Origin of the sequence: Variovorax endophyticus (assembly GCF_025376855.1) — a bacterium.
In the GTDB taxonomy this organism is placed as follows: domain Bacteria; phylum Pseudomonadota; class Gammaproteobacteria; order Burkholderiales; family Burkholderiaceae_C; genus Variovorax.
Genome location: NZ_JAHUTH010000005.1, coordinates 12,485 through 26,126, shown reverse-complemented (window position 1 = coordinate 26,126; position 13,642 = coordinate 12,485). Strand labels below are relative to the sequence as shown.

Genomic DNA, 13,642 nt, shown 5'->3' with positions numbered 1-13,642 from the left:
GCCGCGGTGACATGACTGCCACTAAGGTGCGATATCGACGATCACTTCACGCGACTCGGCCCGCCCCTGGTCGTCGACCACGCGCAGCACGTAGCGCCGCCCCGACTCGGCCAGGTCGGGCATCCAGGCGATGCCCTCGCCGGGCGCGGCACGGCCGACCAGCGCGTCGTCGGCGAACCAGTAGAGGGTCTGCGTGCCGGCCGCGGCCTCGGCGCGCAGCACCAGCGGCTCGGGCCTGGCCACGCGCAGCGTGTGGCGCACGCCGCGCAGCGGCGAGCTGATGAGCGGGGCCGCCTCGGGCGCGCCCGCGTCCTTCTCATCGCAGCCGTCGGCGGGTACGCTGGCGCGCGGCAGGCCGGCCTGGCGGAACAGGCGGCGCATGTCGCTGCCCCATTGCTCGACCACCTGCTGCCGCGCGTTCGGTTGCGGGCCGCAGACCACCTTGCCCGTGGTCTCGTCGACCCACACGGCGCGGTGCAGGTTGCTGACCTGGATCGGCGACTTGCCGGCGATGAACCAGGTGCGCGTGCGCACCGGGCACAGCGCATCGGGCAGGCCACCGGTGGCGGCGCAGACCTCGACCTGGCGCAGGTTGGCCGGTTGCGTGGTCGCGACCTCGCCGGGATCGAGCCGCTCGGCGCGCAGCGCGTCGACCATGCGCAGGAACAGCGGCGCGGCTGCGTCGACGCCCACCAGCGCGGGGTTGCTGCTGCCGTCGAAGTTGCCGACCCACACCACCAGCACGTGGCGGCCGAACACGCCCGCGGTCCAGGCATCGCGAAAGCCCCAGGAGGTGCCGGTCTTCCAGGCGATGGCGGGCCGCGCGGGCAAGGTGGTGTCGGGGCGCGGCGTCTGGCGCAGCATGTCGAGCGTGATGAACGAGGCCTCCTCGCTCAGCAGTCGCAGCGGCTGCGCGGGCCGCTCGTCGGGCGCGGGCTCGGTGTAGCGCAGCGGCTGCGCGATGCCGCCGTTGGCCAGGGTGCCGTAGAGGCCCGCGAGCTCCTCGGGCGTGACCTCGCCGCCGCCGAGCACCAGCGCGAGGCCGTAGTGCGATTCGCTCTGCAGCTTCTGCACGCCGGCCAGCCGCATGAAGTCGTAGAGGCCCGGCTTCGAGAGCTTCGCGGCCACCGCGACCGCGGGCACGTTGCGGCTGCGGATCAGCGCCTCCTGTGCCGCCAACGGTCCCGCGAAGCGATGGTCGAAGTTCTCGGGCGTGTAGGGACCGAAGGCGGTCGGCGCGTCCTTCAGCATGGTCTTCGGATGCAGCAGGCCCTGGTCGAGCGCGAGCGCGTAGATGAAGGGCTTGAGCGTGGAGCCCGGCGAGCGCTTGGCCTGGGTGCCGTTGACCTGGCCCGCGATGGCGTCGTCGTGCCAGTCGGCCGAGCCGATCAGCGCGCGCACCTGCATGGTCGAGGCATCGAGCAGCAGCGCGCTCGCGTTGTTCATGCCGACGTCGGCATGCGTGCGCAGGTACTGGGCCATCACGCGCTCGAGCGTGGACTGCATGCGCAGGTCGAGGGTGGCGCGGATCTCGACCGGCGCCGCGACGCCGGCATCGCTTCGCGGCTGCGCGAGCAACATGTCGGTGAGGTGCGGCGCCAGGAAGGGCAGGCTGCCGCGCGACTGCGCCGAGAGCACGAGCTGCGCGTCGGGCGCATGCTGGCGCGCGGCGGGATCGCGCTCGGCCCACAGCGCCCAGAGGCGTTCGCGCGCGGCCTGCAGCTCGGTGTTGCGGCCGCGCTCGGCGATGCGCTTGACCGGGTTCTGCGGAATCACCGCGAGCGTGAGCGCCTCGGGCAGACTGAGCCTGGCGGCATCCTTGCGGAAATAGATCAGGCTCGCGGCCTGCACGCCCTCGATGTTGCCGCCGTAGGGCGCGGTGTTGAGGTAGGCCTCGAGGATCTCGCGCTTGCCGTGGCGCGCCTCGATCCACAGCGCGGCGGCGATCTGCGCGACCTTGCCGCCGGCCGTGCGGCTGTCGATGCCGTAGAGCCGGCGCGCGAGCTGCATCGTGAGGGTGGAGCCGCCCTGGCGACGCTCGCCGCTCGCGATGCGCCAGGCGCTGCGCACCAGCGCCGCGGGATTGACGCCCGGGTGGGCGTAGAAGCGCCGGTCCTCGTAGAGCAGCACCGCGTCGATCAGGGTGGGCGAGATGCGATCGAGCGGCACCCACAGCCGGTACTGCTCGTCGGCCGCGAGCGTGAGCCGCAGCAGCTCGCCGCCACGCGCGTAGACGGCGCGCGAGCTGCCCACGGTCTCGCTGAGCGGGGCATGAGGCCACAGCCGCAGCAGCGCGAGCAGCAGGGCCAGCAGCACGCCCGCGACCAGGGCCCGACGCGCGAAGGTCCGGGTCATGCCGCGTTCCGCTCCGGCCTCAGTTCGCGACCACCTGGAAGCGCGCACCGGCCGAGCGCGCGTAGATGCGCCGGTCGTACATCGCCTCGCCATAGGCCGCGGGCACCACGAAGTCGCCGACGTTGGTGGCGCGCGCCTTGTAGGTCACTTCGAGCAGGTTCTTGTCGACGCTGCCGTAGAACACCACGCGGTCCTCGCGGATGTCGGCGTACTGCACCTTCCACGAGCCGTTGCCGCCCAGGCGCTTCTTCCAGACCGGTGCGTCGGCGTTCTCGCCCTCGGCATCGTCGCCCACGGCCTGCAGCACGGGCTCGAGGCCGCCGGGCAGCAGGTCGACCAGCGCGACGTCGGCGATCTGCGGGCGCTCGAGGCTGCGCACGCGCACCCGCACGGTGACCTCTTCGCCGAGCTTCGCCTTGATGACGGGATTGCCCTTGGCGTCGAGCACCTCGTGGAACACCTCCAGCCCCTGGTTCACCGCGGTGTCGGGCAGCTTGCGTTCGAAGCCCTGTTCGGTCCAGCTGTAGTAGAGGTTGAAGTCGCTGTCGTTCGCGAGGCCCAGCTTCGCGGTGCCGGCGGGCACCGCGGCGCGCGCCACCGGGTTGACGGCGCCGAGCGCGAGCGCCGCGGCCTTGCCCTGCGCATCGATGGCCGAGGCCGTGAGCTTGCCCTCGGCGTTCTGCGCCACGGCGTCGAAGTAGGCATCGACCGCCATCAGCATCGCAGCCGACGACAGGCTGTTGTACCAGCCGTCGCGCACCATGCCGGCCATGCCTTCCCAGACGGCGGGCTTCAGCGTCTTGAGCCGCGCCGGGAAATGCCGGCCCACCAGGTGCAGCATCATGCTGTCGTGCACCAGCGGGTCGTAGTAGCGGCCCCAGACGTTGCGGCGCTGGTTCTTCTCGCTGCGCGCGAGCAGGTCGGCCCACACGGGGTTGAGCAACTCGTTGGCCACCTGCTCCTGCTTCACGAGCTGGTAGCTCGCCGCGAGGTAGACGGCGCCGAGGTCGTCGCTCCAGCCCGCGGTCTGCTTCGACTGCTGGTTGCGCCAGGTCTCGCGCAGGTTCGCCAGCGCGGCCGGCACCACGATGCCCTGGCGCGTCAGCAGGTAGGCCGCCTGCGTGCGCTGGCGCCAGCCGTCGAGCGACGAGTCGCCGCTGCCGAGCCAGCCCTGCAGGTAGGTGTTGGCGCGCTGCAGCAGGTCTTGCGGCACCGGCAGCTTGTGGTCGCGCGCCTCCACCAGCAGGTGCACCGCATAGAGCGTCGCGAACGGATCGGCACCTGCCCCGGGCCACAGCGAGAAGCCGCCGTCGGCCGTCTGGCGCGCGCGCAGTTGCACGAGGTAGCGCTCGAGCGTCTTGCGCGCCTCGGGCAGCGGGCCCTGGTCGGCCGTGCGGCCCCGCGCCATTTCCTTCAGCAGCTCGGGCCGGCCCGAGAGCAGCACGGCCGGGAAGGTCTGGCTCGTGATCTGCTCGGTGCAGCCATGCGGATAGGCCTCGAGGTACTGCATGAGGCCGGTGGCGAAGGCCCAGGGCGCGGCCGACACCGCGAGGTCGCTGCGGCGGAAGTTCGGATAGAAGTCGCCCTTGCTCGCGATCTCGCCCGAGCGCTGGAAGCTGCCGGCCTGCACCAGCGAGACGAAGGGCGAGGCGGGCCGCACGCTCACCTCGGTGGCGAGCCGCGCGCTGAAGTTCTTGTGCGTGGAGGTGAACACCAGCGCCGACGAACCCAGCACAGCCTGCTCGCCAGGCTTGGCGCGCACGTTGAACTTCGTGCTGGCCTCGCCGCGCTCGTTGACCTTGAGCGTCTGCGTCGCATCGCCGACCACCTCGAGCCCGCCCGAGGCGGTGAGCGTGAGCGCGATGGGCGCTTCCTTGCCCGAGCCCGCGATGTTGTTGGCCAGGCCGACGCCGACCTCGACCGTGTCGCCGGGCGCCATGGCAAGCGGCGCGTTCGGCAGGATCACCATGTCGCCGCGCACCGTGGTGCGGGTGCCCTTCGCGGCCGTGGTCTCGTCGTTCACGGCCACCGCCATCACGCGCAGGCTGCCGTTGAAGCTCTCGGGCACGGTGTAGCTGAACTCGCGGCTGCCGTTCACGTCGACCAGGCCCGACCAGTAGGCCACCGGCTTGTCGCGCTTGCGCTTGAACGGGTTCAGGTGCTTGCCGAGCTCGCCTTCGCCATCGCCGCCGGGCGCGGCGCCCTGCATCAGCTTCTTGAACTCGGGCAGGATCAGGTCGAGCGTCTGCAGCGTGCCGACCTCGAGCGCGCGCTTCTGGAAGAAGTGCTTGAGCGGGTCGGGCGTCTTGTAGCGCGCCACCTGCAGGATGCCCTCGTCGATCGCGAACACCACGGCGCGCGTGGGCTGGTCGCTGGTGAGCTTCATCTTCACCGTCTGGCCGGGCTTCACGAGCTCGGTGCTGGTGAGCTGCAGGTTGGCCGTGCGCTTCGACAGGCTGGTGGCGAAGGGCGCGATGCCGTAGGACAGCGGGCTCATGTAGACCTCGTCCGAGGCCGGGTCGCGCACGAAGTGCACGTTGATGTAGCCGGTGCCCTCGAAGTCCTTGGGCAGCACGATCTTCTGCACCGAGGCGGTCTTGTCGGTCTTGAACCAGGCATGCGCATAGACCTTGTCGCGCTCGATGGTGATGAGGCCCGCGCCGACGTAGGGCGCGCGGATGCTGACCTCGATCTCCTGCCCGGGTTCGTAGTCCTTGCGGTCGAGCGTGAGCTGCAGCTCGGCATTGCGGTCGAGCGAGCGGCTGACGTTGGCATTGCCCGCCACGCTGTACTCGACGCGGTTGAGCTCGAGCCCGCCGGCATTGCGCACCACGTAGGCGAAGTTGCCGGGCGTGCCGGTGTCGAGCGCCACGTTGTTGCCGGCCGCGGCGATGGCCAGCGGCTTCTCGTCGAGCACGATCTCCTTGCGGCGCGATTCGTAGCGGTACAGGCCGTTGTCCTGCTTGATCAGCACCGACAGCACCTTGCGCTCCACGCGCTGCAGCACGAGATCGGCCACCGCGGTCTTCTTCGCCTGCGGGTCGATCGCGATCACGTGTGCATTGCGCGCAGCGCCCTTGCTCACGTAGCCGGTGTCACCGTCGACCTTGACGCCCACCAGGTAGGGCAGGTCGCTCACCAGCGTGCGCGCCTCGGCCGACACGCTGCGCCCGCCCTCGGGCTCGAAGGCCTTGGCCAGCACGTGCACCTGGTAGGTGGCGGCCTCGAAGCGCGACAGCCGCAGGTCGAACTCGGCCTTGCCCTCGGCGCTGGTCTGCACGCTGCCGAGGTCGTCCACCTGCTTCTCGGCCGCGCGCTGCGGATCGAAGAAGGCGTAGTCGGCGAAGGCGCGGAACACCGGGAAGGCCGGGCTCAGCGTGAGCGTGCCCTCGACCTTGCGGTCGGGCGCGGGCGCGCCGAAGAGGTTCTGCACGTCGATCAGCGCCTTCATGTCCTTGGGCTTCACCCAGCCTTCGGCGATCTCGCTGCTGAGTTTGGCCGTGACCTTGGTGCGGTCGGGCAGGAACTCCTGCACCTTCACCGTGGTGCTGCCCAGCAGCAACCCCTGCACCTCGGGCGCGCCGGGCGAGGACTCGCGCGGCAGGTAGAGGTTGACGGTGTAGTTGCCGGTGGGCGAGGTGTCCTGCGTGGCGTGCGCGATCTCGGCCGCGCCGCCGGGGCCGAGGCGCAGCTTCTCGCGCCGCACGCTCAGGCCGCGCGCATCGATGATCTCAGCTTCGAGCGGCAGGTCGCGCAGCGAGGTGCCCCAGTTGCCGGCCTTCACCATCATCGCGATGTGCATGGTGTCGCCCGGACGGTAGATGCCGCGGTCGCTGAAGACATAGGCCGTCATCTGGTTCGGCACGCCGGCCGCGCGCAGGCCGCCGACGTCGAAGCGCGAGATGTCGAGCGTGCGGTCGGTCTTGTTGAAGGGCAGGAAGCTCAGGTCGCCGTCCTTGCGCACCACCAGCACCACCGGCTGCTTCTCGCGCTGGAAGCCCGCGAGGTTGGGCAGCTTCGCGCGGCCCGTGGCGTCGGTGGCCTGCGACGCCACGATCATGCCGTTGCGGCCCCACACCTCGACCAGCGCGCCGCCCACGGGCTGGCCGTTGGCGATGCTCTGCACGAACACGTCGCGCGTGCCGTCGAGCGACTTCTTGGCGACGATGCCCAGGTCGGTGACCAGCACCAGCCGCTCGTCCTTCTGGTCCTCGGGGTTGCCGCTCTCGGGGTTGCCCTCGTCCTCGCCGGACGACTGCTGCTCCTCGTCCTCGGACGACGTCTCGGTGGCGTCCGCTTCGCCCTCGGGCTTCTTCTTCGCCTTGGGATCGAAACCCTGCACCTTGAGCAGGAACACGCCGCGCCGGTCGCTGATGTCGCTGCGCAGGTACTCGGCGAAATCGACCGTCTCGTAGTGCGCCTTGCCGGGCGGAATGGCCAGCGGGATCTGCTTCTCGAAGCGGTCGACCAGGTTGTCGGAGCCGAGGCCGCCGTAGAACTTGGGATGCGAGAAATCGCCGTTGCTCTGCGTCACCAGGTGCTGCAGCTGCTGCGGCAGCAGGCGCCCGATCTCGACGCGCACGCCCGGCAGGTCGCGCACCAGGATCGGCAGCTTGCGTTCGCCCGACAGCGCGAGCAGCGAGCCCTGGCTCATGATCGTGAGCTCGGGCGCGAAGGTCTTGAGCAGCTGCACGCTCTGGAAGGCCGTGCCGAGCTGGTAGCCGCCGGGCGTCTTCAGGCCCTTGGCCACGCGCACCAGCAGGTAGCGCCCGCCCTCGGCCTGCGGCAGGCGGAAGCTGACCGTCTCGGTCACCTCGCGCTCGCTGGCGATCGGCTGCAGGCCGATCTTCTTCGCGCGGCGCAGCACCGCGTCGGTGATCTTCGCGGGATCGGCGGACCAGTCGAACTTGTCTTCCGGGTCGCCCTTGGGATCTTCGGTGGCCGGCAGCAGCCAGGCCTGCACCAGGCGCGCCATCTCGCGCTCGTGCACCGGCATCGAGGCGCTGACGTGCATCACGTGCTCGGGCTCGCCGTTCTCGCCGGTGACGATGGTGGGTTCGACGCTCGCGATATCGAGGCTGAAGAGGCCTGGGATGTCGACCGCGCGCGAGACGTCGTTGCGCTGGCCCGGGCCCCCCTTCTGCGCCACCGCGCCGGCGGTGAGGCTCAGCAGCACGGGGCGGGTCTTCTCGGGAATGGGCAGGGGCTCGGACTGGACCGTGGCCGTGAGGCGCAGCTTGTCGTAGCTGACCGTGAACTTCTCGCTCGCGCATTTGCCGACGCTGAAGAACGAGCTGCTGCAGGCCTGGTCATAGGTCAGCACCAGCCGCTTCTCGAACTCGGCGGTGTTCACGGGATGCGAGAAGCGCACCTGGAACAGCGCGCGCCGCACGTTGGCCTGCACCGGGTCCTGATAGAACTCGGCGCCGGCGATGCGGGCGCTGAACTCGGCCGAGCTGAAGTCGTACTTGCGCTGCTCGATCTCGATGTGCGGCGCGAGCGCCTCCTTCGAGAGCTGCACCTTGTAGGCCTGGCCCACCGGCCAATCCTGCGCGGGCAGGAACTCCAGCTTCTTGGCATCGGTCCAGGTCCAGCGGCCCGCGATGGCCGGCTCGATGCCGACGCCCGTCGCCTCCTGGCCGACACGCGCGATCGGCGCGACCGAGGCCGAGAAGTTGATGACGACCGGATTGGGCCCCTTGTCGAGCTCGATCTGCGTGCGCGGCGGCGGCACGATCTGCGCGGTCGCCACGATGGGCTCGACGCGATCGGGCGTGAGGCCATGCCACCACTTCAGGAGCTGCGGGCTGGTCATCCATCCCGCGAACGCCAGCAGCACCAGCAGCAGCACCCAGGCGAGCCGTTGCTGCAGCCATTGCAGTCCGAGCAGCAGCAGGGCACCGGCGATGCGCAGCCAGCCCGGGGGTCGCCAGGAACCGATGAGCCCGCGCGCGAGCGGGCGCAGGAAGCCGAGCGCGCGGCCCAGCCCGGTGAAGAGCACGTCGCTGAGCGACGCGAGTTTTCGATTGGCAACTTGAAGCATGGAAGCTCCCCCGGTGTTTTTGTTGGCGCCTGGCAGTCTCCAGGCTGTCTGTGAAGCAATCGCGGCGTGTGTGAAGTCTGCGTGAAAACCGCACGGGCGCGCATCCCGGTCCGGTTCAGGCCTGGCGACCCTGCCTGTTCACCGGGACGAGGCTCAGACGCAGCAGGCGCTCGTCATCGGCCGGGCGGCCGACGCGCGCGCCGAAGTTGCCGAAGCCTTCGAGCACCAGCGTCCTCATCCCAGGCTCGCTCCCGCCACATGCCCACGCGTGAAGGCCTCCTCGAAGATCGAATAGCCCGACCAGTCGGCATGTGCGAACGACAGCCGGCCCGCGATCACGCTGCCGCGGTGCGCGTCGTCGGGCGCGGTGCGCTGCGAACCGATCTGCGCCAGCAGGCCGGGCCGTGGAATGGCCATGGCGTGCCCGTAGCGCGTGATCTCGATGCGCGTGGCCAGCGCGGGCAGGTCGGGGTGCGGCACCGAGAGCTCGGCCAGCAGGTCGTCGCGCCAGCCGGTCCAGGGCCGCTCGAGCAGCAGGCGGCGGCCGTCGCCCTCGTCGTAGCGGCTCGGGCCCAGCGGCCGGTACCAGCTCAGCACGGTGCCGCGCGGCGTGGGGTCGAGCGTCTGGTGGCGCGCATCGACATAGCCGAGGCCGCGCGTGCCGTAGACCACGTTGTCCCAGCTCGGCGCGGCGCCGGGGCGGTCGATCAGCGGGCCGCGCAGGTGCACGTTGGCCACCAGCCAGGGCGCATGGCGCACGTGGGCGGCGGCATGCACGAGCACCGCGGGCGCGTTCTCGACCACGCGCGCGGCGACGAACACCGGCAGCGCGACGATGCAATGCGCGGCCTGCCAGCGCACCAGCGATTGCGAGGCCGCATCCCAGGCATCGACCTCGACGCCGCCGCGCACCTCGGCGATGCGCACGACCACCTGGCCCGTGCGCAGCCGTTCGCCCAGTGGCTTGGCCAGCTGCTTCGTGAGCCAGCCGTTGCCTTCGGGCCAGGTCAGCACGCCGTCGCGCTCGGGGTTGGTGTCGTTGGCGCTGCCCGACGGATCGCCGGGCGCGTGGAAACCGTGCCGGCTCGCGAAGTAGTGGATGCCGGCCCAGGCCGAGACCTGCTCGATGCCCGCTCCGTAGTCGTCGCGACAGCAGTAGTCGAGGTACCAGCGCAGGTGCGGATCGCTCAGGCCCTCGCGGTCGAGCCAGGCCGAGAAGGCCTGCGCATCGAGCGCCAGCAGCTCGGGCGTGACCGCGACCTTGAGCGTGGGAATGGCGAAGTGGGCCGCATGCTGGAGCGCGTCGATGCGCTGCGCGAAGCGGCGGTACTGCGCCTGCGTGCCGGCGTCCACGCCATGCACCGGCAGCAGGCCGTCCTGCCACTCGCCGTGGAAGAACAGCCGCTCCTGCGGGCTGTGGCACAGCGTGCGCTCGTCGTATTCCCAGCGGCCGGCCACGCGCTGGCGCAGGCCCAGTTCCTCGAGCAGGTCCTGCACCTCGCGCGCATCGTCGCCGGGCACCGGCAGGTAGTGCGCGCCGAGCGGGCAGGCGATGCCGTTGACCATGCCGCCGCGCGCATTGCCGCCCGCGCTGTCCTCGAGCTCGAGCAGCGCGAAGTCGTCGATGCCCGCGAGGCGCAGCGCGCGCGCCGCCGCGAGCCCGGCGACGCCACCGCCGGCGATCAGCACGCGGGTCTTGCGGGTGCTCGCGGGCGCGCGCGACTTCAGCGTGCCGTCGCGCATCGCGTGGCCGCGCGCCATGTCGATCCCGGTGAAGCCGCCTTCGATGGGTGGCGGCGCATCGCAGCCGGCGAGCGCGAGCGCACCGGCGGCGCCGACCGTGCCGAGGAAGCCGCGCCGCCTCATGGCCGCATCGCCCGCGCGCTCAATGTGCCATGACCTTGCCCCACTCCTGTTCGTAGGTGGTGACAAGGACCTGGTTGGAGAGCCGGTTGACCTCGGCCGGCACGCGCGCCATGTCGAGCGGGAAGTCGAACATCAGCGGCAGCGTGGGCGCGGACAGGAAGCGCAGGCCCGCGGGCAGCGCATCGGGCTTCCGGTAGGGCCGATGGCTCGCGATGATGAAGCCCCATTCGCCGAAGCTCGGCACGTGCACGTGGTAGGGCGTCGCGGTCAGGCCCACCGACTCGACCGTCTGCGCCACGGTCCAGAAGCTCTTGCGCGCCACCAGCGGCGAGGTGGTCTGGATCACCGCGTAGCCGCTGGCCGCGAGGCGCTTGTCGAGCAGCGCGTAGAAGCTGTTGGTGTAGAGCTTGCCGATCGCGAAGTTGGTGGGATCGGGAAAGTCGACCACGATCACGTCGAACAGGTCGTCGTCACCGCGCTGCTGCAGCCACTGGAAGGCATCGGTGTTGACGATCCTGAGCTTCGGCGACGACAGCGAATGGCCGTTGAGCGCGGCCAGCGTCTCGTGATCGGTGAACAGCTTCGTCATGTTCGGATCGAGCTCGACCAGCGTGACCGATTCCACCGAGGGGTACTTGAGCACCTCGCGCACCGCCATGCCGTCGCCGCCGCCGAGCACCGCCACTTTCTTGGGCGCGCCGTGCGCGGCCATCACGGGGTGCACCAGCGCCTCGTGGTAGCGGTACTCGTCGCGCTCGGCGAACTGCAGGTTGCCGTTGAGGAACAGCCGGTGCCCGAGCAGCCCGCGCGTGACCACGATGCGCTGGTAGGGCGAGGTGGCGCTGAAGACGATGCGGTCCTGGTAGAACTTGTCCTCGGCCAGCGTGGTGATGTGGTCGGCACCGATGAAGCCGCCCAAGAGCGCCGCCAGCGACAGGAAGCAGGCGAGCGCATGCGCGCCCACGCGCCGCAGCTCGTGGCGGAACAGCCAGAGCGCCCACACCGCCACCGCCGCGTTCATGAAGCCGAACAGCAGGCCGGTGCGGATCATGCCGAGCTGCGGCACCAGGATCAGCGGGAAGGCCACCGACACGGCGAGCGCGCCGAGGTAGTCGAAGGTCAGCACCTGCGACACCAGGTTCTTGAGCGCCACATTGCGCCGCAGGATGCGCATCACCAGCGGGATCTCGAGCCCGACCAGCGTGCCCACCACGATCACCAGCCCGTACAGCAGCAGCCGGAACGCGCCCGGCGCGTAGGCGTTGGCGAGGAACAGCACCGCCGGCAGCGCGCCGCCGATCAGCGCCACCATCAGCTCGATACGCAGGAAGTGGGCCGGCAGCTGGCGGTCGAAGTAGCGCGACAGCCACGAGCCCACGCCCATCGCGAACAGGTAGGTGCCGATGATGGTGCTGAACTGCAGCACCGAGTCGCCCAGCAGGTAGGAGCTGAGCGCCGCCGCGCTGAGTTCGTAGACCAGGCCGCAGGCGGCGACCACGAAGACGCTGGCGAGCAGCGCGATCTCGACGGGCTGCGGCCCGCGCGCATCGGCCGGGCGCGCGGACAGGGCCTGCTCTTCGCTCAATGGATGGCGGCGGCGACGATGATGCTGATGCCCAGGCTCATGGCGGCGACCACCAGGCCCAGCGCCACGTTCTGCTTCTCGACGATCTCGCCCCACAGGTCATAGGGCGTGATCTTGTCGATGATCAGGAAGCAGACCCAGAAGATCACCACGCCGATCAGCGCGTACACGAGCGATCCGAGGACCACGCCAGGTTTCAGCCATTCAAATCCCATGGGGACCTCCAGTCGTATCTATCAGTCGATGAATCGGTAGCGGCCATGCGATCTTCGTCATTTGTGGCCGCCGCCGCTCGACGAGCCGCCGTAGGAGCCGCCCGAGCTGCGGTAGCCGCCGCTCGAACCGCTGCTGCTGCAGGTGCTCAGGATGATGAGCAGCACGATGATCACGATCGCGATCACCACGATGGTGCCGCAGCCCAGCCCCGAGGCCGCGCTGACCGGCGACGCGTCGGAGCGCTCGAACAGGTCCTTCTTGGCGTCGAGCTTGAAGGCCGTGGCGACCGCGCCGCTGTCGATCTTGCTGCCCGAGGACCAGGTGAGCTCGTTGACCGAGCGCTCCATCGACAGCAGGGCGCCGCCGACCGCGAAGTCGCGGTTGAAGGTCTTCTGCCCGCGCTCGACCTGCCAGTAGAACTCGCCGGCCACGTAGGTGGTCTCGGCGTTGTAGGCGTACTGCTGCTGGTAGCGCTTGCCGAGGTAGGTGGCGGTGCTGCCGTTCTCGGCCATCACCGGCGCGCCGGTGGTGGGACGCACCATGCTCCAGCCGTCCTCGGCATCGACCAGGAAGCTGAAGCCGCGCTTCTTGTTGTAGAGCAGGTATTCGTCCCAGCCGAACTGCTCGTCGTCGCCTGGCTCGCTGCCCATGCGGTGCTGGAAGCCCACCACCTGCCACTGGGCACCCTGCAGCTGGCCGATGCTGCCCAGCGCGATCAGCGGGCGCACCGGCTCGTTCTGCGCCGCGTGCTTGAGCTCGCCGCCGATGCCCTGCGTGAGGTCGATGATGCTGTTGCACGAGCGGCAGGTGACGCTCTTGCTGTCGGCCAGGTTGAGCGTGACCGGCGAGCCGCAGTTGGGGCAGTTGAAGCTGCGGCCCTTCTCGTCCTTGGCCGAATCCTCGCGCAGGCCCGTGAGCTGCAGCGATTCGAGATCGACCGAGCGGCCCAGCGAGGCCGTGGGCGGCTGCGAACCGTAGTCCAGGCTCAGCACCAGGCCCTTGTCGTTGCGCAGCTCGACCACCTGGAACGGCCGGCCCAGCTCGGGCAGGTGCGGCAGTTCGCCCTGCGCCGAGACCAGCGTCACCTCTTCGTTCGAGGCGACGGTGTAGCTCTGGCCGTTGAAAGCGCTGGTGGCGCCCACGCGCAGGTCGGCCGCGGCCGGCGCCGTGCGCTGCAGTTCGAACGGCAGCGAGAAGACGTAGGCGCCGTTGTCCTCGCTGAGCACGCCGGTGCGGTCGCCGTCGAGGGCCGCGATCCACTCGGTCCAGCGGCCGCCGGCGTACTTGTACTGGAGCCGGCCGACGATGGTGAAGGGCTTGTCCTGGATCCGGCCCGCGGCGAACAGCTGCAGCGGGCTGAAGTCGTCGAACAGCTCGGCCATCTTGCCGGTGCGCGCGAGCGTGTCGCCCTGGCGCACGACCGTGCTCTGGCAGTAGGGGCAGACCGCATGGGTCGACTGGGCCGATCGGAACTCGACCGGCGCGCCGCAGCCGGGGCAGGGCGCGCGGTAGTAGCGCTGGATGCCGCCGGCTTCCTCAGCCATGGCGCGCACGCGCGGGCTCGAGGCCCGCAGCAT

General features: G+C 70.3%; 6 protein-coding genes. All 6 read right to left on the bottom strand.

Annotation, left to right across the window (positions count from 1 at the left end; all coding sequences use genetic code 11):
- Positions 1–21 precede the first annotated feature (21 nt).
- The 6 genes from pbpC to KV106_RS08035 all read right to left on the bottom strand — a co-directional run bounded on the left by pbpC (position 22) and on the right by KV106_RS08035 (position 13,609).
- Positions 22–2,355 (bottom strand): penicillin-binding protein 1C, encoded by a 2,334-nt coding sequence (pbpC, locus tag KV106_RS08060; RefSeq protein ID WP_261208818.1) that lies wholly within the window; start codon positions 2,353–2,355, stop codon positions 22–24.
- Positions 2,356–2,374: 19 nt separating this feature from the next.
- Positions 2,375–8,398, bottom strand: coding sequence for an alpha-2-macroglobulin (locus KV106_RS08055; protein WP_261208816.1), 6,024 nt, complete (start codon positions 8,396–8,398; stop codon positions 2,375–2,377).
- A gap of 234 nt (positions 8,399–8,632) precedes the next feature.
- Positions 8,633–10,264, bottom strand: a complete 1,632-nt coding sequence (locus KV106_RS08050) for an FAD-dependent oxidoreductase (protein ID WP_261208814.1) — start codon at positions 10,262–10,264, stop codon at positions 8,633–8,635.
- A gap of 19 nt (positions 10,265–10,283) precedes the next feature.
- Positions 10,284–11,849 (bottom strand): polyamine aminopropyltransferase, encoded by a 1,566-nt coding sequence (locus KV106_RS08045; protein WP_409976494.1) that lies wholly within the window; start codon positions 11,847–11,849, stop codon positions 10,284–10,286.
- On the bottom strand, positions 11,846–12,064 hold the full coding sequence (locus KV106_RS08040; protein ID WP_057593269.1) for a DUF350 domain-containing protein: 219 nt from the start codon (positions 12,062–12,064) through the stop codon (positions 11,846–11,848). The genes KV106_RS08045 and KV106_RS08040 overlap by 4 nt, the downstream gene beginning before the upstream one ends.
- 57 nt (positions 12,065–12,121) lie before the next feature.
- Positions 12,122–13,609, bottom strand: coding sequence for a DUF4178 domain-containing protein (locus KV106_RS08035; protein WP_261208810.1), 1,488 nt, complete (start codon positions 13,607–13,609; stop codon positions 12,122–12,124).
- Between the last annotated feature and the right edge of the window lie 33 nt (positions 13,610–13,642).